The organism is Pseudomonas sp. 2957 (assembly GCF_031456345.1).
In the GTDB taxonomy this organism is placed as follows: Bacteria; Pseudomonadota; Gammaproteobacteria; order Pseudomonadales; family Pseudomonadaceae; genus Aquipseudomonas; species Aquipseudomonas siliginis.
The window spans coordinates 405,799-431,522 of the sequence record NZ_JAVDUL010000003.1; the positions used below are offsets into that span (position 1 = coordinate 405,799).

A 25,724-nucleotide genomic window follows, 5' to 3' on the forward strand; every position below is an offset into this window, starting at 1 on the left:
CACAAAAACAGTCAGTCAGTCGTTGAGCAAGCGCCCGTGACGCAGCGCTTCGCGCCCCGCCACCTTGGCCAGCCAGAAACCGGGTTGGGCATAGCGCAGCCGTTCAATGGCAAACAGCACCCCGGACGTACCAGCACATACCGTGCTGACCCGATCGGACACAGGGTCGATCACTTGAAAAATCTCATCGCCCGCCTCGACCCATTCGCCAGGCCTGCGGGAAAAACTCACCACACCGGGGTGCGGTGCGAACAACAATTCGGTGCCTTCGAAGGGCATGCCTTCGCACGGTTCGAAGGCCGGGTCCGGCCACTCGCCGGTGATCAGACCTTGCTCGGCAAGGAACGCCAGAATGCCTTCAGCATAAGCCTCGGCTTCGACGCGGCCGGTGTCGGCCTGCCCGCCCAGCTCGATCGTCGTCGCCAGACACGCCAGCGGAATCTGCGCCTCGGGGAACTGCCGCGACAGGCGCAGCCATGGCAACGAGCAGGCTTCATCGAAGGAGCTGCCGCCGGAATCTTCCGCGAGCAAACCTACCTTGACGTTCAGGTGTGCCGACAGCGAACGCCACTGCGGCCAGTGCTGCGGCAGCGCATACATGTGCAGCGCGGCTTCGGCATCGCAGTGCAGGTCCAGCACCACATCGGCGGTGCAGGCGTGGCTGAGCAGCACACGCTGCATGCCCTGCAACTGGCTGCTCGCTTCAGGCAATCCGGCCAGGTGGTCGGCCATTGCCTGGCGGATCAGGCGCACGTTGGCATGGGGATCATCACCGAGCTTGTCGCCCAGTGCCGCCGCGACCGGCGCGCTGAGCTCGACGAAATCACGATTGAAATTCTTGCCGCTGCCCGCCTCGAAACGGCCCTGGAAATTGCCTTGCAGCAATTGCCCGAGGCCGATCGGATTGGCCACCGGCACCAGCTCGATCACGCCGTTGAGCAAGCCTTGGGCTTCGAGTTCGCCGAGGCGCTTTTTCAGCTCCCAGGCGGTGCGCATGCCCGGCAGTTCATCGGCGTGCAGGCTGGCCTGGATGTAGGCCTTGCGCTCGCCGCTACCAAAACGGAAAACCGAAACCTTGCGCTCGCTGCCCAGGTGGCTCCACGGCAATACGTGGTCGATGCGTTGCATATCAGTGCTTCCGTGGCGCGAGGTAGCTCAACCAGCGACGCTCGGCCAGTTTGAACAGCTTGACCAGAATGAAGGTCAGGCACAGGTAGAACACGCCAGCGGTGATGTACGCCTCGAACGGCAGGTAGAACTGCGCGTTGACGGTACGTGCCGCGCCAGTGATGTCGATCAGGGTCACGATCGACGCCAGACTGGTGGTCTGCAGCATCATGATCACTTCGTTGCTGTACTGCGGCAGCGCGCGGCGCAGGGCCGACGGCAGCAGGATGCGCTTGTACAGTTTGAAGCGCGACATGCCCATGGCCTTGGCCGCTTCGATCTCACCGTTCGGCGTGGCCTTGAGGCTGCCGGCAATGATTTCTGCGGTGTAGGCGCTGGTGTTCACGGCAAAAGCCAGGCAGGCGCAGAACGTTGCGCTGGACAGCCACGGCCACAGGAAGCTTTCGCGCACCGCTTCGAACTGGGCCAGACCGTAGTAGATCAGGAACAGCTGAACCAGCATCGGCGTGCCACGAATCACGTAGGTGTACAGCCACGCGGCGCCATTGACGAACGGGTTTTTCGAGACGCGCATCAGCCCCAGCGGCAACGCCGCGAGCAAACCGAAGAACAGCGACAGCGCGAGCAGTTTGAGGGTGGTCAGCAGGCCGCTGAAGTACAGCGGCAGTGCCTCCCAGATGACGTTGTAGTCGAAGATCATAGATCAGCCGCCCTTACGCCTACCGAGTAGCGCTTCTCAAGGTGACGCAATGCCAGCAACGAAACACTGGTGATCACCAGGTACATCGCCGCCACTGCGAGGAAGAAGGTGAAAGGCTCGCGCGTGGCATCCGCCGCCTGCTTGGCCTTGAACATCATGTCTTGCAGACCGACCACGGAAATCAGCGCGGTGGCCTTGGTCAGTACCAGCCAGTTGTTGGTGAAGCCGGGAATCGCCAGACGAATCATCTGCGGCACCATCACCCGGAAGAACACCTGAAAACTGCTCATGCCGTACGCCATGCCCGCTTCGGCCTGGCCCTTGGGGATCGCCATGAACGCACCACGGAAGGTTTCCGAGAGGTACGCACCGAAGATGAAACCGAGGGTGCCGATACCGGCGGCCAGCGGGTTCAGATCGATGTAGTCGTCATAGCCGAGCATCGGCGCAACGCGGTTGAGCAAGTCCTGACCGCCGTAGAAGATCAGCAGGATCAGCACCAGGTCGGGAATGCCGCGGATCACCGTCGAATACAGGTCGCCCAGCCACGCCAGCCAGCGCACCGGCGACAGGCGCAACGCGACACCGATCAGCCCGAGAACGATGGCCAGAGCCATGGACGACAAGGCGAGCTGAAGCGTCAGCCATGCGCCATCGAGGATGACAGCCCCGTAGCCTTTCAACATGATTCAGGTCCTCGAAAGTTGGGATGAAAAAATGGCGCAAACCGCAGAGATTCTGTTGCTTGCGCCATTTCGGACTTGTCGCAGAGACGTGTTACTTGCCGTAGATATCGAAGGCGAAGTACTTGTCCTGGATTGCCTTGTATTTGCCGTTCTCGCGGATGGCCGCGATGGCAGTGTTGATCTTGTCTTTCAGGGCGTCGCCCTTGCGCACCGCGATACCTACGCCGTCGCCGAAGTATTTGACGTCGGTGAAGGCCGGGCCGACGAACGCGAAGCCTTTGCCGGCGTCGGTTTTCAGGAAGCCGTCGTCGAGCAGGGTAGCGTCAGCCACGGTACCGTCGAGGCGACCGGCAGCCACGTCGAGGTAGATTTCGTTCTGCGAGCCGTACGGCTTGATCTCGGCGCCCAATGGAGCCAGAACTTCGCGGGCGAAACGCTCGTGGATCGAGCCACGCTGTACGCCGATGTTCTTGCCCTTCAGTTCAGCCAGACCTTCGCTGACCTGAGTGCCGGCCTTCATGACCAGACGCGCCGGGGTGTTGTAGTACTTGTTGGTGAAGTCGACCGACTTCTTGCGATCTTCGGTGATCGACATCGACGACAGGATCGCGTCGATCTTGCGCACTTTGAGAGCCGGGATCAGGCCGTCGAACTCTTGCTCGACCCACACGCACTTGACCTTCATTTCTTCGCACAGCGCGTTGCCGATGTCGTAGTCGAAACCGACGATGCTGCCGTCCGGTGCTTTCGAAGCGAATGGAGGGTAAGCCGCTTCGATGCCGATCTTCAGCGGTTTTTCGTCAGCGAAGGCATTCATCGACAGCACGGACAGTGCCAGGGCGCCAAGCAGCACAAGTTTCTTCATCTTGGGACTCCATCGGTAAAGGGCAAAAACGGCAGAGTGAGCGACAGCCCAATATGCGAATGGGTGAATCGGAAATCGGTTGCGCATCGGCGGAAATTTCCCGTTGAAACCGCAGGCGATTTCAACGTCAGCCACGATGAGCGAGTGATCGGCATTCTAACGACAGGCCCGAAGCCGATATTTCTTCAATGCGACAACTAATTACAGATGCACCGAGAAAGCGGTTTGAGCTCATTGACAGCCCTGCAATTTCATGCAAGAGCGAAAGACAGTGAACCGATACATATTGCAAGTTGCGGGCCCATTATTCGCAAACCCTTCTAATCCGGCAAGCGCAGCGTTATGTCTTATTTTTCAGCGGGGCATTGGCGGCTCAAAAACGGCGCACCGCGTTTCTCTTCGCCCCGGTTTGGCGCGGGCGGTTACACATTGGGTTGTGGCGGGTAACAGCGGGAAAGGTCTGACGGGGGAGATCGATAATTATTGGTTGGGGTGTTGCGGTTTCCTACAGCTGACTACTGCGGTGTCTGACAGATCGCCTTCGCGAGCAGGCTCGCTCCCACATTTGAAATGCGCCCGTTTCCTTGTGGGAGCGAGCCTGCTCGCGAAGAGGCCAGCCCGATCAACACAAATCCACTAGGCACAAAAAAGCCCCATCCGGCATCACCGGACAGGGCTCCTATGCTTCTAACGCTTAAGCAACATTCATGGTCTTGTGCGTATCAATCAAATGCTGCACCACACCCGGATCCGCCAGGGTCGAGATGTCGCCCAGCCCGTCGTATTCCGCCGTGGCGATCTTGCGCAGGATGCGGCGCATGATCTTGCCCGAACGGGTCTTCGGCAGCCCCGGCGCCCACTGGATCACGTCCGGCGAAGCGATCGGGCCGATCTCCTTGCGCACCCAGTTCTTCAGCTCCAGGCGCAACTGCTCGGTCGGCTCCTCGCCGTTCTTCAAGGTCACATAGACATAGATGCCCTGCCCCTTGATGTCATGCGGCACACCCACCACCGCAGCTTCGGCAACCTTCGGATGCGCGACCATCGCGCTTTCGATCTCGGCGGTACCCATGCGGTGGCCGGAAACGTTGAGCACGTCGTCCACACGCCCGGTGATCCAGTAGTAACCATCGGCATCGCGACGCGCGCCGTCACCGGTGAAGTACATGCCACGGAAGGTCTTGAAGTAGGTATCGACGAAACGATCATGATCGCCGTACAGCGTACGCGCCTGGCCTGGCCACGAATCGAGAATCACCAGGTTGCCTTCAGCCTCGCCCTCGATGATGTTGCCGAGGTTGTCGACCAGCGCCGGCACCACACCGAAGAACGGACGCGCCGCCGAACCCGGCTTCAGCGCGTGAGCACCCGGCAGCGGGCTCATCATGTTGCCGCCGGTTTCGGTCTGCCACCAGGTATCGACGATCGGGCAACGCGACTTGCCGACATTCTTGTAGTACCAGTCCCAGGCTTCCGGGTTGATCGGCTCGCCCACCGAACCGAGCAGACGCAGGCTGCTGCCATCGGCGCCTTCAACCGCCGCCTGACCCGAAGCCATCATCGCGCGGATCGCGGTCGGCGCGGTGTAGAGGATGTTGACCTTGTGCTTGTCGATGATCTTCGCCACCCGGGTGATATCCGGGTAGTTCGGCACACCTTCGAACAGCACGGTGGTCGCGCCATTGGCCAGCGGGCCATAGACGATGTAACTGTGGCCGGTGACCCAACCGACGTCGGCGGTGCACCAGTAGATTTCGCCCGGCCGGTAGTCGAACACGCGCTCGTGGGTCATGGCCGCATACAGCAGATAACCGCCGGTGGTGTGCTGCACGCCCTTCGGCTTGCCGGTGGAGCCGGAGGTATAAAGGATGAACAACGCTTCTTCGGCGCCCATCTCTTTCGGCGCGCAAACGGTGCCCGCGACCTTCATCAGGTCTTCGTACCAGATGTCGCGATGCTGGTTCCACTTGATGTCGCCACCGGTGCGCTTGCACACGATGACCTTCTGGATGCTGCTGGTTTCCGGGTTGGTCAGCGCGTCGTCGACGTTGGCCTTGAGGGAAATCTTCTTGCCGGCGCGAATACCCTCGTCAGCGGTGATCACCACTTTCGAACGGCAATCGATGATGCGACCGGCCAAGGCTTCCGGCGAGAAACCGCCGAACACCACCGAGTGAATCGCACCGATCCGGGTGCAGGCCAGCATGGCGACCACGGCTTCGGGAATCATCGGCATGTAAATGGTCACCACGTCGCCACGGTGCACGTCCTGACCACGCAGGGCGTTGGCCAGTTTGCACACTTGCTCATGCAGTTCGCGGTAGGTGATGTTTCGGCTCTCGGAAGGATCGTCGCCTTCCCAGATGATCGCGACTTGATCGCCGCGCTCGGCCAAATGGCGGTCGAGGCAGTTGTAGGAAACGTTCAGGGTGCCGTCGGCAAACCACTTGATGTCGACATGGTGATCGTCGAACGAGGTCTGTTTCACCGTGGTGAAGGGCTTGATCCAGTCCAGACGCTTGGCTTGCTCGCGCCAGAAGCCGTCAGGGTTGACGACCGACTGCTGGTACATGGCTTTGTAGGTCGCCTCGTCAGTCAGCGTGTTAGCCAGAACCTCGGGACGAACGGGATACAGAGAAGCCGCACTCATCTTTCCTACCTCGGTGTAATAGTTGTTTTTGTATGACCCTGTTGTAGCCGGGTGGGGCCCATAGAACCATTCGACGATGGTAGTAACAAGCCCCTACAAAATGTCCGCATTCCATGTGGGAGCTGGCTTGCCAGCGATGCAGTCAACGCAGTCCGTCAGGCAAATCCCATCCGGCCAGACACCAAGACCTCAATCGATTGTTACCAAATCTATCAAAAGTGTTTATCAAAACCGCCCCTGTTTACTTGCATCCCACCGCCCTAAAATTCACCTCGCCAACAAGGCAACCGCGATTAACAACGTTACAGCCCCCACGAAGGCCGTTAATCCAGCGCTCCAAGTAACGCATCAAATACTCAAGCTCCACACGCAACCCTAAAAAGGTTGCGTGACCCCACTCGACCTCAAAAAGGTGAATTAGAAATGAAAGCTTTATTGGTTCTGGCCCTCAGCAGTCTGTGCGCAACCGCCATGGCAGACGAGGTCCCGACTGATGTCGCACAGCAACAACCGGTAATCGAGGAATACACTTACTCCACACATCTGGACATCGCCAAAGTTGTATCGATGAGCGAAGTGCCAAATGTCTGCGAAGTAGTACCGGCAAAAATGGAATACGACGACTCCAAAGGCCAACGCCACATCCTGCGCTACAGCATCATGGGCAACGGCTGCACGAACTGAATCAGACTGCACCGAATCGGATCGCTCAACGCCACATTGAGGGTCGATTCCAGCCCGGCTTCGGTCGGGCTCAGTTGTGTCTGGAGCCGCGAAAAAGGCTTGCAAAACACTAGATATAGTGAAAAACCCACTTTTCTGGCTATTTTTTAAACAAAAAACCACCTGCCAAAAAATTAACGAAAAAAAATCTGCTCGGGTCGATTCCGCGCAAAGCCCTGTAATCCCTCGGTCGGACCGAAATCCACCCCCTCCTCGGCCGCGCCATGAGCCGATTCGCCGCACCACGCCGGTAAAAATTTCCCTATAATGCCGCCCCATACGGGTCAGCAATATTCCCTTACAGGGAGCAAAAGCCATTCTGAAGCCCCGCAACAGTGCCAGACGCTGATTGCGCCCATCAGAGGCTCTCGGAACCCGTCAAAATTTCTGTTTATTTGCCTGCGTGCAGCGCTGCAAAAAACGACATCCAACGCGGCTTGTTTGGCCGTGTGAAAAACCAACCCTTCAGGTTTCACACGGGCACAAGCCCTCACGCAGGAGACGACACGTCATGCTGAGCTGGGACGAATTCGATAAAGAAGACAGTGAAGTCGCAACCGTGAAAGGCGCCAACGCCGGCCACGCAAGCGAAGCCAACATGGACCGCCTCGACAACGCCGGCGGTGCCGCAGCGCTGGAAGCCCGCGCCGTCACCGCCGACGACTCGGCCGCCGTGGCCCGCGCCAAGGCTGCACTGAACTCCCTCGACGTCGCCGAAGGCCTCGCCGAACTCGAAGGCGCCTCCGCCCGTGTCGCTGTTGACGAAAAGCGCATGATCAACTGCCGCGCCGACCTCAACCAACTCGTGCCATTCAAGTACGACTGGGCTTGGCAAAAGTATCTGGACGGTTGCGCGAACCACTGGATGCCGCAAGAAGTCAACATGACCGCCGACATCGCCCTCTGGAAAAACCCGGAAGGCCTGACCGACGACGAGCGCCGCATCGTCATGCGCAACCTCGGCTTCTTCTCCACCGCCGACTCCCTGGTTGCCAACAACCTGGTCCTGGCCGTGTACCGCCTGATCACCAACCCGGAATGCCGCCAGTACATCCTGCGCCAGGCTTTCGAAGAAGCGATCCACACCCACGCCTACCAGTACTGCATCGAATCGCTGGCCATGGATGAAGGCGAAATCTTCAACATGTACCACGAGATCCCATCGGTCGCGAAGAAAGCAGCCTGGGGCCTGAAGTACACCCGCTCGATCTCCGATCCGAAGTTCGAAACCGGCACCCCGGAAACCGACAAAGAGTTGCTGCGCAACCTGATCGCCTACTACTGCGTTCTGGAAGGCATCTTCTTCTACTGCGGCTTCACCCAAATCCTCTCCATGGGCCGCCGCAACAAAATGACTGGCGTCGCCGAGCAGTTCCAATACATCCTGCGCGACGAATCCATGCACCTGAACTTCGGCATCGACGTGATCAACCAGATCAAAATCGAAAACCCACACCTGTGGGATGCCGAAATGAAGGAAGAAGCGACCCAGATGATCCTGCAGGGCACCCAGCTGGAGATCGAATACGCCCGCGACACCATGCCTCGCGGCGTACTGGGCATGAACGCGGCGATGATGGAGGACTACCTGAAGTTCATCGCTAACCGTCGTTTGTCGCAGATTGGTTTGAAAGAGGAATATCCAGGCACGACTAACCCGTTCCCTTGGATGAGCGAGATTATGGACTTGAAGAAAGAGAAGAATTTCTTTGAGACGCGCGTGATCGAATACCAAACTGGTGGGGCGTTGAGCTGGGATTGATTGATATGGCCCTGCTGCTCCAATTGCAGCAGGGCCATAAAAATATCAAAAGGCTGTTATTCAGAAGGCAGAAACAAGAAACCCGCAGCAATCGCGCCAACGATTGCTGCGGGTCTTGACCGCACCATTGAACAGAAGCCCGAGGGTGCGGGCCGTGACTGGAAGAACTCAGATCACGATGCATTGGGAAAATGCGCGACGTGATTATAGACATCTTTCGGACGGTTACAACGGCCTCACGTCGGAGAATTCGTCATGAACGATTATCCGGTGGCACCGCCAGGATACAGAGCTGTTTTCTGTATGAGTTTCAAGCACTGGCGTAGCGGAAAAGACGTCTTTCGCAAAGACGGGCGTCCTTTCTGTTTTTTTGTGAAAGCCTAACCGTGCGGGACAGGCAACTGTCCCGTTCTATAATCACGTACAGAGTAATTCCTATGAAGCAGACAATTATTGATGCAATCAGCAACTATCAAGTTTTAACGTTCACATACAGCGGTATTCCACGGGTAGTTGAACCACATGCCGTTGGTCTTTCTCGCACTGGAAAAGAAGTAATCCGTTGCTTTCAAACCCATGGCGGCCATGTAACTCCAGGCCACGAATGGGATCTGTGCGAGCTCAATAAAATATCAGACCTGAAAACATCTGGCGCTACGTTCCATACTCCTCGACCAGGTTATCGTCGGGGGGATAGCCACATGACTCACATTTTCGCGGAGCTCTGACGTTTCAATAAGTAAAAGAAAAAAGCCCTGATCTGATCAGGGCTTTTAAAGTTCCTGAAAATAATTACATCCCTACATCAGCGCTCTAAATCTCCTACAGCACTTACAGCCGCTTCCCATTGAAGCCTAATACGAGCACTACTAAGCTCTAGCGCAGGTGCCTAAGAAACGCCCAACGTAGAAAGCTTGGTCAGTGACACAGACGCGTAATTCGCCGGTGACACAACTGCTCTGCTCGTTGGGATTTCTTAAGTCCGCTCTACGTTGGGGTCAGGCCCGCCCAAAATCCATAACGTAGAGGTCATAGATATGTCGGATCCATGCTCGGTAACTGTTTTCTCTCGCCACAATCTTTTTCTGCATGCCCTTCTATTAGAGAACCAGCCATGGTTCTCCGCCCGCGATGTCGGCCGCTTGATGGGTTTCCATCTGAATGATCGGGTGGTCAACAAGCTAGATAGCGACCAGCGCCGCGTTATGTGGATTGAGTACTTTCGAGAACCTGAACAGCATCTGATGCTCAGTGAGTCTGGGGTTTATGCGCTGTTGGTCTATCACTACGTTCCGGGAAATCGGTTATTGCGTGAATGGCTCACCAACGAGGTCGTGCCGACCTTGCGTGACGCTGCGGATTCGGGAGATTCAAATCGGCCAATGTTGAGCTTGTTGGATTGGCCGGAGATGTCGTTGAGTTTGCTGCATTGGCAGGATGAGGGCTGGATTCGGCTGCGGGATATGCCGCACCTATTAAATGATCAGCCACGACGACGAACGATCGAAGCTAATCCTTGGTGGCGGCGGGTCGTAAATACGTTGCAGTTATCTACGCATTCATTTAGGTCAAATCATCGAAAACCCAGCGACCGTTGAGAAGCCCTTTCAATTGCTCAACACTCAGTAATTGCTGAGGTTTTCTATGAACAATTGCGTGGCAATTTGCACAGAGAGGAATAAGGTCAGTCAGTGGATCGACAACTTGTTCCTCTTCAAATTCTGAAATGGGCTTCACGTGATGTACATGAATAAAGCCCTTCGCGTGCGCCCCATAGGCTTTCTCAAAGTCAAAATCACATGCTTTACATAGAAGGCCATGAATAGCGATAGCCTGACGTCTAAGCTTGGGACAGCGCTCGTATCTCACACCGTAATAAGTGGATTTTTTACCTTCAGTACCAACGATTACAGTTTCAAAATCCTCCGTACCGTCAACCTGGCTGAAGTCATCTGCCTGCGATGGCGCCAGCAAAGCATTGGATGAGATCCGGTCGAACACAGTTTGGTCAATGGACCGAACACCGTTACGCCAGTAATTGTTCTTTAGATTTGAGGGAATTTGCTCAAGGTACTCCCCCTCAAGCTTTATCGGGATTGCCGACTCAAACTGACGAAAATCCTCAATAGAAGCAAACAGGTCTCCTCGCTTACTGTTCCTGTCTGCATACACCCTTCCTATGCGGGCTAAGCCAAAATAGTGAGGCGCAGAACTCAGACGTAACGCCGAGAAAGCCTTATTTTTCAGTTTCCCTTTGTAGTAAATAACCTCTGTTCCCTGGATAAGGATTTCCTTGTACCGCTTCGGGAAGTGGTAGAGGACCCCAGTTTGATCGGCCCATTTTGACAAATCATTCTCGGCAATTACGGCTGGCATCCACTCATCCTCTTATCAGAGGCTAGAGATTACCAAATCCAGAGAAAAGTCCTACACGACTTACGGAAGACTCTCACGACTGACTCAAGCCAACGCTTCAGCCGTTCGGTGAGACATGTGTTCCACATCTCTCTCTAGAATGCTTTAGCGAAGCCTAGAAAATGCCCACTTCACTGCAGCAAAAAAAGAATTAGTAGGTGCACTACCACGCACCTCCCGCTATTAATACCCCTCCCCCACTCAAGGATCCGAGCCCCACCATGAAATTCGATCTCGCCTACTGCCTCAGCCTCGACGACAAGTTGTCGATCTATGACGTTCGCGATCTCAATTTCGATGAGACGGTGGCGTTTGACTCGGCGAAGGAACACTTCCAGTGCCCCAGCGATGCTTGTCGTTCGGCGTTCGAGGCTTCCAATGAGTTGGGTACGTTCAACGCCAAGAATGTGAATTACGTGCGCACGCCGCACTTCAAGAATCTGCCCACCACGCAGCATGTGGCGGGTTGTCCGTATGTGAGTTTGAAGGCGTCGGCTTCTGGCGTTGAGACGGCGGATGGCGAGGTGGATGACGGGCGTGAGGAACACTTCCCGTCAGAGTTGTTGCTGACCCGGCGTGAGTATGTGCGCAAGCCTGTCGCGCCAGCGGGGGCGGCGGATGTGTTGCGCGATGATCCGGTGCGGGTGGCGGTGGGCAGTGGTAAAGAGTCGGCGAGTCGTGAGTCGGCGCCGGATAAGACCAGTGTGTTTGCGCATCCGGTGGAGTGTTTTGTTTCCAACTTCGCCGACAAGGAGTTGCTCAAGCGCATGCCGTTGAAGGTCGGCGAGCATTCGGCGCCGTACAGTTCGTTCTTCAAGAAGATCGAGTATCTGACGGACAACAAAGGGCTGATTTACTGGGGGCGGATCAAGAAGATCGAGGACTTCCACAGTGCCAGTTTTCGGATCGACTTCGAGGACAAGGTCTGGTTCAAGAAGCCCGAGGACAGTAAGAAGAAGCCGTATCCGGTCAGCGTTTATCTGAACAAGAAGCTGATCGACAACTACCGCAAGCGCAAGGCCTTTCTGGAGGAGATCAAGCACGCGGCGGATAGCGACAAGGCGTTGTTCTGTTTCTTCTATGGGGTGACGCCGGAGTTGAAGCAGGTGCCCGGCAAGAAGAACCCCGAAAAACCTTTCGAGGTCTTCAATGCCAATATCGAGAACCTGGATCACTTCATTATTCGTGAAGCGCCGGGGTTGGAGTGACGCTCAGTTGATGCGTGTCCCTTCTTCAAACGCTCGAATCTCCCGCTCCGCCTCCCTGCGTCGCTCAAGTGCAGCCTGAACGCCCAGATCTTCCACTCCGCAATACTGGCGCAGCCAATGAGCGAGCATTTCTTCATCAGGGCGAAAGTAATCTTTTCGGTCCTTGGTGTTTCGAATTTGCGAATTCATCCGCGCATCGAAACCGATAGCTGCACGTTCGCCTTGGGGCAAACAGCCCCACTCTGCCGCGCAATCCTCGAAAAACCAGGCGATTTGTTCGATGTGCTTTTGTGCGCTGCGATGGCCACGGCGATAAAAACGATACTCGCGACTCAGCTCGAGACGATCGGTCATTGTCCCCGCATCAACCCATTGCATGAGGTCATGATTGATTGCATCGCGGATCAGACCTTCGCGCCAACGCTCGTTAAACCACGCTACAAACCCTCCGGCGTCGGCCTTTTTGGCATCGGCCAGGATCACGCAATAGCGGGTTTTGATGTGCAGGACCAACAACACATGTTTGCGCTGCACAGTGATCGCATGAACCAACCACTGTTCGTCCGCGCCGTTCAGCTCATCATCCTCAATAACTGATGACGGCGGTTTGGTGTCCACCGGCGTGATCGTTTGGCCTTTATGAACACGGCTGAAGAACTTACTGGCGGCTTCGGTGCAATTGAAGATCAACATCCTGGTTCTCTGCTGAAGACTGGAGGGCAACGCTCTGCCGCCGATTCTGATTTCTTTCACCTGCGTCAATCAACGATTCATTTGAGCGACATGCTCAGCAGCACCACGATGAGCAAACCAATATAGATCCAGGCATGCAGCCGATCCGGTATCCGCCCAATCCACCGCGCAGCCAATCTGATCCCCAGCAACGAACCAACCGTCAGCAGCGCAAACGCCAGCACATCGACATACCCGATATACCAAACGCCCAGATCAGACTCAGTGAACCCGGCCAGCGCCATGTACGTCAGTGTGCCGGCCAGCGCTACCGGCAAGCTGAGCGGGTTGGCCATGGAGGTCGCTTGCGACATGCTCAGCCCGCAACGGCGTAGCAGCGGCACGGTCATGACGCTTCCTCCTACACCGAGAAACGTCGCGATGGCGCCGATGCCTACGCCGCCGGCGGATGTTTCTGTTGAGGTCAGTCGCCGTGGGAATGTGGTTTGGGACTGGGTGAGAAATCCGCGGCGCAGCAGGCAATCGACGATGGTCACGCCTAGGTAGGCGATGAAGGCGTAGCGGATCACTTGACCGCTGACCCACATCGCAGCGATGGCGCCGACGACCGCGCCTACGCCGATAAACCCGCCCAATGGCCAGAGGTAGTCCCGGAGCAGATTGCGGGCGCGTTGGTGTTTGCGTGTGGCGATCAGGGCGTTGACGATCATCACGCAGGTCGAGGTGGCCACGGCGATATGCATGGCCGATTGTGCAATTGGGTCGTCAGCTGCGTGGCTGGCGGTGAGCATGCGATAGAGCAGCGGCACGATGACGAAGCCGCCGCCGAAACCGAAGAGCACGGCGCTGATGCCGGCGAGGCAACCGAACAGCGTAAGCAGGAGGTAGAACATGGTGGGCGTCCAGGATCGGGGGAGCCCAGGACATTAGAGCGTGATGCACTGGCCGGCTTCAGTAGTTGGGCCAATAATGTTCGCGTTTACGCCAATCGCTGGAACACGCCCGATGCGCAATATTTCGATCAATCAGCTCGATGACACGCCTCGCCCGGTCGTGGCCATCGGTACCGATTATTCCCACGGCCACCTACTCCCGTTTCATACGCATCGCCGTGGGCAATTGCTCTACGGCGCCACGGGCGTGATGCAGGTCAGCACCCGGAACGGTAACTGGGTGGTGCCGCCGCAGCGCGCGGTGTGGATTCCGCCGGGCGTGGCCCATGAGGTATTGATGCTCGGGGTGAGCACGCGCAGCGTGTATATCGAGCCGGGAAACGTGGAATTTGGGCCGGACTGCCAAGTGCTCAACGTGTCGCCGCTGCTGCGGCATCTACTGATGGAAGCGGTGGACGTGCCACTGATGTACGACCAGGCCGGACGCGACGGTGTGCTGATCAACTTGCTGTTGCATGAACTGGCACGCAGCGCGCCCCTTGCCCTACACATTCCCATGCCCGCCGGAGGAAAGCTCCTCAGTCTGTGTCAGACCTTTCTGAACATGCCCAATACCCATCAATCGCCGCAGGATTGGGCCGACCAGTTACACATAAGCTTGCGTACCTTTAACAGATTGTTTCGGCAGCAGACCGGGCTCAGCTTTCGTCAGTGGCGCCAGCAGGCGTGCGTCGTGCAGGCGTTGGCACGGTTGGCGGCGGGGGAAGCGGTGACGCGGATTGCTCTGGACTTCGGCTACGAGAGCCCGGCGGCGTTTTCGACGATGTTTCGGCGTGTGCTGGGACAGGCACCGTCCGTCTGGTTGGAGCCGACGAACTAGGCAAATTTGAAAAATGCGTTTGATCCCGGCCGAAAACAACTGTACAAAAACACAGTACATTTTCAATCAGCACTTTTGAGCCCGGAGCACACCATGGCCTCTCTTGCGATGAACCACGTCCTCGAACGCATTGCCCTTTTCCAGTTCACCCCGACCCACTGCGTCCAGGCCCGCGCCATGCTGGGCTGGAGCGTTGAACAACTGTCGCGCGAGGCCGAAGTGGCGGTGGCAGATATCCAGCGGTTCGAAGCGCAGCAGGACGTGGCGGACGCCGCGAGACTGGCACTGGCTTATCGGTTTGAAGCGCAGGGGTTGGTGTTCTTCCCGGGGTTCGCACCGGGGCGCAGTGTCAGGGCACAGGGTATGGCAGGGGAATCGGTCGGGCGTGGGGATTTTGCGATGGCTGACTAAGCTGGCGAGGGGGATGCCCCTCACCAACTGAACAAATCACGCGTTCTGTACCACTGCATCACTCTCCTCCTCCACCGCCATCCACCACGCACTCCCCCGTTGTGGATGCGCAATGTTGAACGCCTCCCCCATTCGCGGTGTGGTAATCGCGATACTGCGTTCCCATGCAAGCGCAAGGATGCGGTCGAAGGGTTCGTGCCAGGCGTGCATGGCCAGGTCGAAGGTGCCGTTGTGGATCGGGAAGAGCCAGCGGCCCTTGAGGTCGATGTGGGCTTGCAGGGTTTCTTCCGGTTGCATGTGCACGTGGGGCCATTCGACGTTGTAGGCGCCGGTTTCCATCAGGGTCAGGTCGAACGGGCCGTATTGTTCGCCGATGCGTTTGAAGCCATCGAAGTAACCGCTGTCGCCGCTGAAGAAGATTCGTGTGTCGGCGTCGATCATCACCCAGGACGCCCACAGCGTGCTGTTACCGTCGAACAGGCCACGGCCGGAGAAGTGCTGCGATGGGGTTGCGATGAAGCGGACACCGGCGATTTCGGTGCCCTGCCACCAGTCGTACTGGCGCACCTTGCTGGCGTCGATGCCCCATTTGATCAGGGTGTCGCCCACGCCCAGCGGAGTCAGGAAGTAAGTGGTTTTGGCGGCGAGTTTGAGTACCGCTTCGTAGTCGAGATGGTCGTAATGGTTGTGCGAGAGGATCACCGCTTCGATCGGTGGCAGTTCGTCGATGCTGATCGGTGGCTGATGAAAACGTTTCGGACCCGCCCATTGCACCGGCGAGGCGCGCTCGGCGAAGACCGGGTCGGTGATCCAGAATTTGTCGCGCATCTTAAGCAACAGCGTCGAGTGCCCCAAGCGGTAAACGCTGTGATTGGGCGCTGCGAGCAGATCTTCACGGGTCAGCGGCTGCACAGGAATGGCGGCGGTCGGACGGGTGTTGCGCGGTTTGTGGAAAATCATGCTCCACATGATCCGCAGCATTTTGCGTAGCCCTTCGCGCTGCACCGGCGCATGATTGCGAAACAGCCCTTGATCCTGGCGCGAGGCTTCAGGCGTGGGAGTGTTATCCGGGAGAGAGACTGGATTGGCCATGACTGAACGACTCCGAAAAACCGTGTGCTGCACGGTATTCCATGGGAAATGAAAATGGCCAAGCTGCACGCAAGGGCCAAACGCTCTGGTTTGTAAGGTGCGAGGATTAACGCAACATTACACTGAGCGGTGTAGTTTCTAGGTTGCATCAAAGCCGACGCCAAGTAAACTGCCGAGTGTAATTTCATTCCTCTCTGCCGAAGCCCGCTCATGACCGCTCCACAACGCCTCACTGACCGTAAACGCGAAGCCATCATCCAGGCGGCGATCGCCGAATTCCGTGCCCACGGTTTCGAAATCACCAGCATGGACAAGATCGCCGCTACGGCCGGCGTGTCGAAGCGTACGGTGTACAACCACTTTCCCAGCAAGGAAGAGCTGTTCGCCGAGATCCTGAATCAGTTGTGGGCGCGGATCATTGCCGAGCCATCGGTGAGCTACAACCGCGAGCAACCACTGCATGAGCAGCTGCGCCTGATGCTGCGAGAAAAAGTGCAGATGATGGCTGACGAGAATTTTCTCACCCTCGCCCGGGTAGCGATTGCCGCAACCATTCATTCCCCCGAACGTGCACAGAACATGATCGAGCGCATGGGCGAGCGCGAGGAAGGCTTGACCGTCTGGATACGCGCGGCGCAAGCCGACGGTCGGCTCAAAGCGGTGGATCCGGAATTTGCCGCGCATCAAGTGCAAGGTTTGCTCAAGGCATTCGCGTTCTGGCCGCAGATCTCGCTGGGTCGCGCGGCCCTTGATCCAGACGCGCAGAATGCAGTTGCCGAGTCGGCGCTGGAGATGTTCCTGGCACTGTATCAGCGGTGAATCACCGGCTCGTCGAGCCGCGTACAACTAATTTCGCAAAAAGTTATACAACCTCGCGAAAAATTCCTTTCTTGTACAACTTTATTAAGTTTTGTATAAGTAGCCATCTGCCAGTAACGGAACGTTGGCATTGAGCAGTCACCACCGAATGCCGCCTGTGCATTTCGGTTTGCCGGCGCAGGAATAGGGACTGAATCCTTTAGATTTCCCCCACTTCCCGAGTACCGCAAGCATGTTTTTCAATCGCCAGAAAGCCGCCCTCGCTGAACTGCAACACGCCGTTTTTGACCAAGCTGCAATGCTCGAAGCGATCGACCGTTCGATGGCGGTGATCGAGTTCGATCTTGATGGCGTGGTGTTGCGTGCCAATGACAATTTCCTCAAGACCATGGGTTACACGGCTGCCCAGGCGATTGGCCAGCCGCACCGGCATTTCTGCACACCGGAGTTCGGGCGCAGTGCCCAATACACTGAGCTGTGGTCGCGCCTGAAAAACGGTCAGTTCCAGTCCGGCACCTTTGAACGGGTCGACAGCAAGGGCCAGCCGATCTGGCTGGAGGCCAGTTACAACCCGATCAAGGATGCGTCGGGACGGGTGATCAAAGTGGTCAAGTACGCGATGGATGTCACCGCCAAGGTGCAGCAGGAGAACGAGGCCAACGCCAAGCTGCAGGCGATTGATCGCGCGATGGCGGTGATCGAATTCGATCTCGACGGCAATATTCTTACCGCCAACCAGAATTTTCTCACGCGCATGGGTTACAGCCTCGCAGAGCTCAAGGGTCAGCATCACCGCTTGTTCTGCACCCCGGCGCTGGTCAACAGCGGCGCCTATCAGGATTTCTGGCGGCGCCTGAATCAGGGCGAGTTCTTCCACGGACAGTTCGAGCGCGTGGATAAGCGCGGTCAGATCGTCTGGCTGGAGGCCAATTACAACCCGGTGTACGACGCTTCGGGGCGCTTATACAAAGTCGTGAAGTTCGCGTCTGACGTCACCGCTCGTGTCGAGCAGCACGAGCAGGACGCGCGCAGTGCCAGCACCGCTTACCACATCTCGGTAGCAACGCGAAAAGTCGCCGAGCAAGGTACGCAAGTGATTCAACAGGCTGCCAGCGAAATGCGCGAAATCGCCGAGGACATCAGCCAGTCCTCAACGCTGATCGCGCAACTGGGCGACCGCTCCGAGCAGATCACCGCCATCGTCAACACCATCCGCGCGATCGCCGATCAGACTAATCTGCTCGCCCTCAACGCGGCCATCGAGGCGGCACGCGCCGGTGAACAGGGTCGCGGCTTTGCCGTGGTCGCCGATGAAGTGCGGCAACTGGCAGCGCGCACCAGCGGCTCTACTGCCGAGATCTCGAACATGATCAGTCTGATCCAGAGTGAAACACGGCAGGCGATCAAGAGCATGCAAGGCACCCGTGACCGCGCCGCAGAAGGCGTGGAATTGGCCAATCAGGCCGGCACGGTGATTCTGCAGATTCGCGACGGAGCCAGTGAGGCGGTGGATGCGGTGAGCATGTTTGCCAATGAGCGGGTGCCAAATTGAGGTTTGTGCAGGGTCGATAGAACGAGTCGCGACCTTCGTGGGCAGCCCGCGAAGGTCGGCCGCCACAACGCAGAGCTATAGTGACGACACGTCCCAAGCCCCGCCGAGTGCCCCATGAATAACGAAAAACCCGAAGTATCCAACGCCCCGATCGATCACCTGCGCTTCCACCGCCCCCACGCCCACCTGAATACGACCTTCGGCAACGATGCCTTCGCCCTGCGCGCCGAAGCCTTTGCGCGGTTCTTCGGCACGCCGCTGTTCCTTGGAGCGCAAACCTTGATCGTTGCGGTATGGATCGGCCTCAACGTATGGGGCGTGACTCAATTCGACGTCTACCCGTTCATCCTGCTGAACCTGGCCTTCAGCCTGCAGGCGGCCTACGCCGCGCCATTGATCCTGCTTGCTCAAACCCGTCAGGCCGCGCGCGACAAAGCGCAGGCCGACGCCGATGCGCAGCACCGCGAAGCTCTGGCATTGGCCAATACCGAACGTCAGGCAGAGGCGGCGAAGAATTCCGCGCAATTGCTGGCATTGCTGGAACAAAACACCCGCCTTACCGAAATGACGAAAACCCTCACCGAGCGCATCGAAGGACTGACCAGCGAGTTGCACGCTCACGTGTGCCAGAACTAAGGTCGCCTTCGCGAGCAGGCTCGCTCCCACATTGGATCTGTGGCGTTCACGAAATCCCTGCTCGCGAAGAGGCCCGCAACCACACAGCAAAACTTCAACCGCGCACCAGACTCCGCACCGCAACAATCTCCGGCACTTCAACCTTGCTCATGTAAACCCGTAAGGGTTCGGTGATGTTGATGCGGTCGTCGATGTGTTGATCGAGCAGCAACTGAATCAACTCGCGCTTGAGCGTCATGGTGGTTTCCGACGCCCTCGCCCAGACGAATTCACTGGCCGGGATGATGCCGTCGTCGGCCACGTCCATGCCGAACGAATCTTCGCTGAAGCGCACGATGTATTGGCCGGTCTTGCGGTTGAGGCCAACGAAGCCTTTGAGGTCGTCGGCGGCCTGGCAGATGAGTTGGGAGGTGATGCGCATGGTAAACCTCACGAAAGATGATGATGGTTTACACGCAGGGCAACGCAGCGGTGCGCCCTCTGCCGGGGCGTCTGCCGTGGGCAAGCGTACTGCAAACAGCGCCACAAAAGTGCAGGAAATTTCCGTTTTGCTCGCTTTATGTCGGTCTGGCGATAGCCCTGCGGCGCGTCAATTGTTAAAAGGTACGTCTCGAAAAAAACCTGCGAAAGGAACTCGACCATGCCTGCCACTTTTACCCGAAGCGCTCTGGTGCTGAGTCTGTTGTTCGGCCTCGGTCAGGCGCATGCCGCCAGCCACCCCGAGCCCAAGGCAATCGCTGCCGCCCATGGCATTCCGCATCCGGCGGTGATTGCCCACCGTGGCGCGTCGTTCGATGCCCCGGAATCCACCGCTGCGGCCTACAAACTGGCCCGTGACCTCGGCGCCGATTATCTGGAAATGGATTTGCAGCGCAGCAAGGACGGCGTGCTCTTCGCCCTGCACGACGACAACCTGCAACGCACCACCGACGTCGCCAGCAAATTCCCCGAGCGCAAGGACAGCCCGGCCACCGCGTTCACCATGGCCGAACTGAAAACCCTCGATGCCGGCAGCTGGTTCAACACCAAATACCCTGACCGCGCACGCCCGTCCTACGCCGGGCTGAAAATTCTTACCCTCGATGAAATCATCGACATCGCCCGCGCCAACCCGCAGCACAAGCCGGGCCTGTACATCGAAACCAAAGAGCCGCAGCTGTTTCCCGGCATAGAACATGACCTGAAGGAAAAACTGCAGGATCGCGGCTGGCTCAGTCCGGCCGGTTCGAAACTGGCGAAAAGTGCGCTGGGCGTCGGTCAGGGCAAAGGCAAGGTGATCCTGCAGACCTTCGATAAGAACAGCCTGCAATTGCTGGAAAAGGAAATGCCGCAAGTGCCGAAGATCCTGCTGTTGTGGGTCGGCGAAGGCAGCATCGAGCCTAAATCTGCGGTGACGTTTGCCGCGTCCGGCGAGAAAGACAAAAACGTTTTCTACGGCAAGCAGGAACCGAAGTCAGAAGCGGAATTCAAGCAATGGGTCGATTACGCCAAGGCCCAGGGCGCGATCGGCACCGGCCCTTCGGCGAAGCTGACCCATGGTGGTGACCAGAGTTACTCCGACCTGGTGCAGCCATGGATGAATCAGTACACCCATGATCAGGGCATGCTGGTGCATGTTTATACGGTCGACGAGCCGGTGGACTACGAGAAAGTCATGGCCGCGGGTGTCGACGGCATCTTTACCAACCGCGCCAGTGAACTGTTGAAGTTTTATAAGCGTCCGGCGGCTGGCAGCATTGACGATGTTTTGAAGAAGAACGGTTTCTGATTTGTAATCGAGTCGCCTGCTTCACGATCAGGCTCGCTCCCGCAAAGAGCAGTTTTATCGCGGAGCAGAGATTTAAGGGTGAATTAAGTTGCGCTGGTTAATCTGAACCCACTTACACAGATCAACCACTTCAACGCACTGCCAAGGAATGAACCGATGAAAACTTTGACTGCCCTGTTTACCGCCGCTGCCCTGACCCTCACCGCTGGCCTGGCTCAGGCTGATGTTCGCATCGACCAGATCCCGCAACTGGTCAAGGACGGCAAGATCAAGTCGCTGGAATCGATGAACGCCGAAGCACTGAAACTGCACCCGGGCGCAACGATTACCGACACCGACCTGGATAACCACTTCAATGGTTATGAGTATGAAGTTGAACTTAAAACTGCTGACGGCAAAGAGTTCGACGTGGACTTTGATGCCACCACCGGTAAAGTGCTGAGCGACAAGCAAGACACTTGATAGACCGCTGTTAAAGAGCCGCACGATTTAACGATCGTGCGGCTTTTTTGTGGTTGCGGATTGAGGCGCAAACTTTGTGTGTTCTGTGAACTCGATCCCCCTCACCCCAGCCCTCTCCCCCAAGGGGGCGAGGGGGAAAGGGAGCAGATCGGGGAAATTTCGGAGCCTGAGTTCGCCTCAAAATTAAAAAGCCATCACAAACGACTACCAGCCTGAGTACGCCTCGGCATTTCAGGTCGGCGAATCTCGAACAATCAACACGGTCAGTCCCCTCTCCCTCTGGGAGAGGGTTAGGGTGAGGGGCTGACAAACCGCCAGCCAAAATCAGGCACTGAGCCGCGCCGTCACCTCATTCAACTGCCCCGACAACCCATGCAAATTCTGACTGGCACTTTCGGTGCGCTGCACGTTGTCCAGGTTGGTGCTGGCAATCGCGGTGATTTCAGTCAGGTTGCGCGAGATATCCTCGGCCACCGACGTCTGCTCTTCTGCCGCTGTGGCGATCTGACGGTTCATGTCGCGAATCGCCTCCACTGCCAAGGTGATGCGCTCCAGCATCGCGCCGGCCTGGGTGACTTGCTCGACACTTTCATCACTGCGCGCCTGGCCGCTCTCGATAGCCTGCGCGGCATCGACAGCGCCGGTCTGCACGTTCTGAATGATCTGGTTGATCTCGATGATCGACTCCGCCGTGCGCTGAGCGAGGTTGCGCACCTCGTCGGCGACGACGGCAAAACCACGGCCGGCCTCACCCGCCCGCGCCGCTTCGATGGCGGCGTTGAGCGCCAGCAGATTGGTCTGTTCGGCGATGCCACGAATCACTTCCAGCACCTTGCCGATACGACCGCTGTCGGCTTCCAGTCGACGGATCACCGTGGCAGTGTTGGCGATCTCGCCGCGCATCTGCGTGATCGAGTGAATGGTGGTTTGCATGACCTTTTCACCCTGCTGCGCCGACTGATCGGCATCGTCGGCAGCACGTGCGGCATCGGCGGCGTGACGGGCGACTTCCTGGGCCGTGGCGGACATTTCATTCATCGCCGTGGCCACTTGATCCGTGCGGTTGAATTGCTCGCTGGTGCCGCCGGCCATGGTCGTGGCAATGGCGTTCAACTCGCCGCTGGCGCTGTCCAGATCACCGGCGCTGCGTTGCAAGCGAGTGAAGGTGTCCGCCAGAAAATCGCGCAGAGTGTTCGCTGCGGCGGCGAGGTTGCCCAGTTCATCGCGACGCTCGCTGACAACACGTTCAGCCAACTGGCCACGGCTCAAGCGGGTGACGTAATCGATGAGGTTGCGGATCGGTTCGATCAGGTTGCGGCTGACCAGCCACAGGCTCAGCAGACCGATCAACAAGCCTGACGCGAGCATCACCAACAGCCCCAGCCACACGGTGCGCTCAGCGCTGGCACTGATCAATGCCGACTGCGCGGTGCCCTGCTCGCGCAGTTCGGCAACCAATGCACTCATCTGCTCGCTGGTGGCGCGGTCGACGCCTTTGACAGCTGCGTCGCCGGCGCTCGGATCACCACCGGCAGCCACGTAGGCATCGCGGCCTTTCTGGTAGGCAGTACCCAACTGGCGATGCTCGTCGCGCAAGCGTTCGATGCGGGATTTGAGATTGGCCTCGATGCCTTTCTGGCCGGCCAGTTCGCCGAGAATGTTCTGCACGTCGCGCTGACGCTCTTCGAACTGGCTCCAGTATTTCGCCAGATCCGCTGGTTGCTTGCCGCGCAGCAGAACGTTTTTCCACTCTTGCACCTGCACCTTGAATTGCAGGTTGGCTTCATCGATCAGTTGCGAAGTGTGCAACGGGCCGGCGATCAACTGGCTGTAGCTTTGCACGCCGTTGGAGAGGAAATGAAAGCAGGCCAGAGCGATCAACAGCATCGCCAGCAGACTGCCGCTCAACAGGGCGAGAATTTGCGCTCTCAGGGATTTTTGCAGCATTGCAAGGTACTCGAAGCAGGGATGAGGCACGCCCGAACGGACGTGAAAAATGGCCGGACTTCCCTGTCGACGTACCATGACCAAGGCCAATGGCGCGCAACCTAACTCACCTGTGATCGGCATGCCAGAGCCTTCCTTGAGAAACTTCCGACAGCCGGTAACGCTTTGATTTGCAGTCACTTTGCTGTCACAAAACGGTCATGTGAGCTTGCGATGATGCCGCTCCGGTGAACCTGAAAATCCTGCGCCAGACACCCTCCTCGCAGCGAGCCGCCATGAACCACAGCCTCGATATCAGCCATCGCGACCCGGACCTGTTTGGCTTGCTCTACGGCTTTCGTTTTCTGCCCGGGGAGCGCGGTCGCGAGATCGATTCGGCGACGGCTTTGCGCTGTTTGCAGGACGACAGCGACAGTGGCGAATTCCTCTGGCTGCACCTGAACCTGGCCCACGCCGCGTGCGAGCGCTGGATGAAAAGTCATCTGCAATTGCCCGAGGAATTTTTCGAGGCGTTGCACGAAGGTTCGCGTTCGACACGCATCGAGCATGTCGATTCGGCGCTGCTGGCGGTGGTCAACGATGTGGTGTTCAACCTCAGCAGCATGGTCTCCTCCGACGTGTCGACGCTGTGGGTCTGCGTGCGCAGCAAACTGATCGTCAGCGCGCGCCTGCAACCGCTGCATTCGGTAGATAAATTGCGCTCGTCGGTAAAGGCCGGCGAGTGCTTTCGCTCGCCCTCGGAATTGCTCGTGCATCTGCTGCGCGATCAAGGTGAGGTGCTGACGCAGATCGTGCGCAAGACCAGCCTGAGTGTCGATCAGGTCGAAGACGAATTGCTGTCTTCACGCCTGTCGACCAACCGCGCCGAACTTGGCGCCAACCGTCGCGTGCTGGTGCGACTGCAACGGCTGCTGGCGTTGGAACCGGGGTCGTTGCTGCGCCTGCTCAACCGTCCGCCGCCATGGTTGCAGAAGGAGGACGTCAAGGAGTTGCGCAAATCCACCGAGGAGTTTGCGCTGATCATCAACGACCTCACCGCCCTCGGCGAGCGGATCAAATTGCTGCAGGAAGAGATCGCCGCCAACCTCAACGAACAAAGCAACCGCACGCTGTTCACCCTGACCGTGGTGACAGTGCTGGCCTTGCCGATCAACATCATTGCCGGTTTTTTCGGCATGAATGTCGGCGGTGTGCCGCTGTCCCAGGACCCGCACGGATTTTGGGTGCTGGTCGCGTTGGTGGCGACGTTCACCGTGATTGCCGGGCGCTGGGCGTTTCGCAAGCGCGGGGATTATTGAGCGCAAATCCCACACACAACACAGCCCTCCCTGTGGGAGCGAGCCTGCTCGCGAAGTCGGTGTGTCAGATAAATCAATGTTGAATGACATGGCGCTTTCGCGAGCAGGCTCGCTCCCACAGTTCTGGCCAAGGTGAGAAGTCAGAGCGTTGAACGAACGACATCGCCGAGCCAATCCATAAACACCCGCACCCGCAGCGGCAAATGCCGTTGCCGTGCGTACAGCAAGGAAATCGCCATCGGCGGTGCGGTGTATTGCGCGAGCACTGTCACCAGTTCGCCATTTTCCAGATGCGGCTGCATGCCGGTACGTGGCACCTGGGTCAGCCCGAAGCCGCCCAGGCACGCCGCTTCATAGGCGTCGGTGCTGTTGACCGTGACACTGCCGGCCATCGCCACGCGCCGCACTTCGCCACCCTCCTCATAGACAAACCCTTCCGAACGCGAGCCCAGTACGCCGACGTAATGCACCAGTCGATGCCGCGCCAGATCCTCGATCGTTTGCGGCACGCCGTAACGTTGCAGGTAAGCCGGGCTGGCGCAATTGACCATCGGGAAGTCGCCAAGATGCCGGGCGACCACCGACTGATCCGGCTGCGCGCCGATGCGTAACACGCAGTCGAAACCCTCGCTCAGCAGATCGACACGGCGGTCGGTGCTGCTGATTTCCATCTGCAGATTCGGGTGGCGATCCATGAATTCCGGCAGGCGCGGCATGATCAAGCGCCGCGCGAGGATGTTCGGCATATCGACGCGGATGCGTCCGGTCAGCGACGCCTCGTCCTGACGAAACAGCCCCTCGATTTCATCCATGTGCGAGAGCAGATCCTTGCTGCGCTCATACAACACCATGCCGTCCTGGGTGGCCTGCACTTTGCGCGTGGTTCGCTGCAACAGCCGCGTGCCGAGCAAGGCTTCGAGCGCCTGCACCTGTTCGGACACCGTGGAGCGCGGCAGGCCGAGGCTTTCACCGGCGAGAGTGAAACTCGACAGTTCGCTGACCCGGACGAAGGTGCGCAGCAGTTCCAGTTTGTTCATGGCGAGCCTCGGTGATTGTTCGGCTGAGCCGATCAGTGATTCCGCTTTTGCCGTGTTTATCACCTCAGGGCGGATAAATAAACTTCTTCCATCCCCACT

Annotated in this window: 25 protein-coding genes; 13 read left to right on the forward strand and 12 right to left on the reverse strand. The window is 57.9% G+C overall.

The window, feature by feature from the left end; all coding sequences use genetic code 11:
• Nucleotides 1–15: 15 nt before the first annotated feature.
• The 5 genes from J2Y39_RS12310 to acs all read right to left on the reverse strand — a co-directional run bounded on the left by J2Y39_RS12310 (nt 16) and on the right by acs (nt 6,029).
• Nucleotides 16–1,128 carry a succinylglutamate desuccinylase/aspartoacylase family protein gene (locus tag J2Y39_RS12310; RefSeq protein ID WP_217852952.1) on the reverse strand — a complete coding sequence of 371 codons (1,113 nt, stop codon included), beginning with the start codon at nt 1,126–1,128 and terminating at the stop codon, nt 16–18.
• A 1-nt stretch (nt 1,129) separates the two neighbouring features.
• Entirely contained in the window at nt 1,130–1,828 is a 699-nt protein-coding gene (locus J2Y39_RS12315) for an ABC transporter permease (RefSeq protein WP_024014019.1), read from the reverse strand.
• Nucleotides 1,825–2,514: an ABC transporter permease gene (locus tag J2Y39_RS12320; RefSeq protein ID WP_016773583.1), complete on the reverse strand. Its 690-nt coding sequence runs from the start codon at nt 2,512–2,514 to the stop codon at nt 1,825–1,827. The genes J2Y39_RS12315 and J2Y39_RS12320 overlap by 4 nt, the downstream gene beginning before the upstream one ends.
• A 91-nt stretch (nt 2,515–2,605) precedes the next feature.
• Entirely contained in the window at nt 2,606–3,379 is a 774-nt protein-coding gene (locus J2Y39_RS12325) for an ABC transporter substrate-binding protein (RefSeq protein ID WP_041479236.1), read from the reverse strand.
• A 694-nt stretch (nt 3,380–4,073) separates the two neighbouring features.
• Nucleotides 4,074–6,029, reverse strand: a complete 1,956-nt coding sequence (gene acs, locus J2Y39_RS12330; RefSeq protein ID WP_016773581.1) for an acetate--CoA ligase — start codon at nt 6,027–6,029, stop codon at nt 4,074–4,076.
• A gap of 423 nt (nt 6,030–6,452) precedes the next feature.
• On the opposite strand from acs, the gene J2Y39_RS12335 reads away from it, so the two are divergent.
• From J2Y39_RS12335 to J2Y39_RS12350, 4 genes are all read left to right on the forward strand, one after another.
• Nucleotides 6,453–6,713, forward strand: coding sequence for a DUF2790 domain-containing protein (locus tag J2Y39_RS12335; protein WP_007912695.1), 261 nt, complete (start codon nt 6,453–6,455; stop codon nt 6,711–6,713).
• A gap of 550 nt (nt 6,714–7,263) precedes the next feature.
• Nucleotides 7,264–8,514, forward strand: coding sequence for a ribonucleotide-diphosphate reductase subunit beta (locus J2Y39_RS12340; protein ID WP_016773579.1), 1,251 nt, complete (start codon nt 7,264–7,266; stop codon nt 8,512–8,514).
• Nucleotides 8,515–8,951: 437 nt separating this feature from the next.
• Complete coding sequence (locus J2Y39_RS12345; RefSeq protein ID WP_082530304.1) at nt 8,952–9,242, forward strand: hypothetical protein; 291 nt, start codon at nt 8,952–8,954, stop codon at nt 9,240–9,242.
• A 309-nt stretch (nt 9,243–9,551) separates the two neighbouring features.
• Nucleotides 9,552–10,112 carry a Bro-N domain-containing protein gene (locus tag J2Y39_RS12350; RefSeq protein WP_310217839.1) on the forward strand — a complete coding sequence of 187 codons (561 nt, stop codon included), beginning with the start codon at nt 9,552–9,554 and terminating at the stop codon, nt 10,110–10,112.
• On the opposite strand, the gene J2Y39_RS12355 is transcribed toward J2Y39_RS12350, so the two are convergent.
• A complete protein-coding gene (locus J2Y39_RS12355; protein WP_310217841.1) occupies nt 10,078–10,890 on the reverse strand; it encodes an HNH endonuclease in 813 nt (270 codons plus the stop codon). The two genes, J2Y39_RS12350 and J2Y39_RS12355, sit on opposite strands and share 35 nt — an antisense overlap.
• 260 nt (nt 10,891–11,150) lie before the next feature.
• Between J2Y39_RS12355 and J2Y39_RS12360 the strand changes: the two genes are divergently transcribed.
• Nucleotides 11,151–12,137 carry a hypothetical protein gene (locus tag J2Y39_RS12360; RefSeq protein ID WP_310217844.1) on the forward strand — a complete coding sequence of 329 codons (987 nt, stop codon included), beginning with the start codon at nt 11,151–11,153 and terminating at the stop codon, nt 12,135–12,137.
• Between the two features lie 3 nt (nt 12,138–12,140).
• Here J2Y39_RS12360 and J2Y39_RS12365 read toward each other — a convergent pair whose 3' ends face one another.
• On the reverse strand, nt 12,141–12,830 hold the full coding sequence (locus J2Y39_RS12365; protein ID WP_310217847.1) for a DUF6933 domain-containing protein: 690 nt from the start codon (nt 12,828–12,830) through the stop codon (nt 12,141–12,143).
• Nucleotides 12,831–12,907: 77 nt separating this feature from the next.
• The gene (locus J2Y39_RS12370) at nt 12,908–13,723 is read right to left on the reverse strand and encodes a sulfite exporter TauE/SafE family protein (RefSeq protein ID WP_310217848.1); all 816 of its coding nucleotides are present in this window, start codon (nt 13,721–13,723) and stop codon (nt 12,908–12,910) included.
• Nucleotides 13,724–13,835: 112 nt separating this feature from the next.
• On the opposite strand from J2Y39_RS12370, the gene J2Y39_RS12375 reads away from it, so the two are divergent.
• Nucleotides 13,836–14,603 carry a helix-turn-helix transcriptional regulator gene (locus J2Y39_RS12375; protein ID WP_310217851.1) on the forward strand — a complete coding sequence of 256 codons (768 nt, stop codon included), beginning with the start codon at nt 13,836–13,838 and terminating at the stop codon, nt 14,601–14,603.
• Between the two features lie 93 nt (nt 14,604–14,696).
• Nucleotides 14,697–15,014 (forward strand): hypothetical protein, encoded by a 318-nt coding sequence (locus tag J2Y39_RS12380; protein ID WP_056788034.1) that lies wholly within the window; start codon nt 14,697–14,699, stop codon nt 15,012–15,014.
• A gap of 36 nt (nt 15,015–15,050) precedes the next feature.
• On the opposite strand, the gene J2Y39_RS12385 is transcribed toward J2Y39_RS12380, so the two are convergent.
• Nucleotides 15,051–16,106 (reverse strand): MBL fold metallo-hydrolase, encoded by a 1,056-nt coding sequence (locus tag J2Y39_RS12385; RefSeq protein ID WP_310217856.1) that lies wholly within the window; start codon nt 16,104–16,106, stop codon nt 15,051–15,053.
• A 210-nt stretch (nt 16,107–16,316) separates the two neighbouring features.
• Between J2Y39_RS12385 and J2Y39_RS12390 the strand changes: the two genes are divergently transcribed.
• From J2Y39_RS12390 to J2Y39_RS12400, 3 genes are all read left to right on the forward strand, one after another.
• Nucleotides 16,317–16,925: a TetR/AcrR family transcriptional regulator gene (locus J2Y39_RS12390; protein ID WP_310217859.1), complete on the forward strand. Its 609-nt coding sequence runs from the start codon at nt 16,317–16,319 to the stop codon at nt 16,923–16,925.
• 232 nt (nt 16,926–17,157) lie between these two features.
• The gene (locus J2Y39_RS12395) at nt 17,158–18,477 is read left to right on the forward strand and encodes a PAS domain-containing methyl-accepting chemotaxis protein (RefSeq protein WP_310217862.1); all 1,320 of its coding nucleotides are present in this window, start codon (nt 17,158–17,160) and stop codon (nt 18,475–18,477) included.
• A 114-nt stretch (nt 18,478–18,591) separates the two neighbouring features.
• On the forward strand, nt 18,592–19,113 hold the full coding sequence (locus J2Y39_RS12400; protein WP_041479221.1) for a DUF1003 domain-containing protein: 522 nt from the start codon (nt 18,592–18,594) through the stop codon (nt 19,111–19,113).
• 94 nt (nt 19,114–19,207) lie between these two features.
• Here the strand turns inward: J2Y39_RS12400 and J2Y39_RS12405 are convergent, their stop codons facing one another.
• Nucleotides 19,208–19,534, reverse strand: a complete 327-nt coding sequence (locus J2Y39_RS12405) for a DUF2025 family protein (RefSeq protein WP_056788026.1) — start codon at nt 19,532–19,534, stop codon at nt 19,208–19,210.
• Nucleotides 19,535–19,753: 219 nt separating this feature from the next.
• On the opposite strand from J2Y39_RS12405, the gene J2Y39_RS12410 reads away from it, so the two are divergent.
• Together J2Y39_RS12410 and J2Y39_RS12415 are read left to right on the forward strand one after the other, a co-directional pair.
• On the forward strand, nt 19,754–20,881 hold the full coding sequence (locus tag J2Y39_RS12410; protein ID WP_041479218.1) for a glycerophosphodiester phosphodiesterase: 1,128 nt from the start codon (nt 19,754–19,756) through the stop codon (nt 20,879–20,881).
• Between the two features lie 156 nt (nt 20,882–21,037).
• On the forward strand, nt 21,038–21,343 hold the full coding sequence (locus J2Y39_RS12415; protein WP_016773566.1) for a PepSY domain-containing protein: 306 nt from the start codon (nt 21,038–21,040) through the stop codon (nt 21,341–21,343).
• Nucleotides 21,344–21,667: 324 nt separating this feature from the next.
• Here J2Y39_RS12415 and J2Y39_RS12420 read toward each other — a convergent pair whose 3' ends face one another.
• Nucleotides 21,668–23,290, reverse strand: a complete 1,623-nt coding sequence (locus J2Y39_RS12420; RefSeq protein WP_252868131.1) for a methyl-accepting chemotaxis protein — start codon at nt 23,288–23,290, stop codon at nt 21,668–21,670.
• A 275-nt stretch (nt 23,291–23,565) separates the two neighbouring features.
• Here J2Y39_RS12420 and J2Y39_RS12425 point away from each other — a divergent pair, with 275 nt between their 5' ends.
• Nucleotides 23,566–24,588 (forward strand): transporter, encoded by a 1,023-nt coding sequence (locus tag J2Y39_RS12425; RefSeq protein WP_039758494.1) that lies wholly within the window; start codon nt 23,566–23,568, stop codon nt 24,586–24,588.
• Nucleotides 24,589–24,728: 140 nt separating this feature from the next.
• Here J2Y39_RS12425 and J2Y39_RS12430 read toward each other — a convergent pair whose 3' ends face one another.
• The gene (locus tag J2Y39_RS12430) at nt 24,729–25,625 is read right to left on the reverse strand and encodes a LysR family transcriptional regulator (RefSeq protein WP_310217875.1); all 897 of its coding nucleotides are present in this window, start codon (nt 25,623–25,625) and stop codon (nt 24,729–24,731) included.
• Between the last annotated feature and the right edge of the window lie 99 nt (nt 25,626–25,724).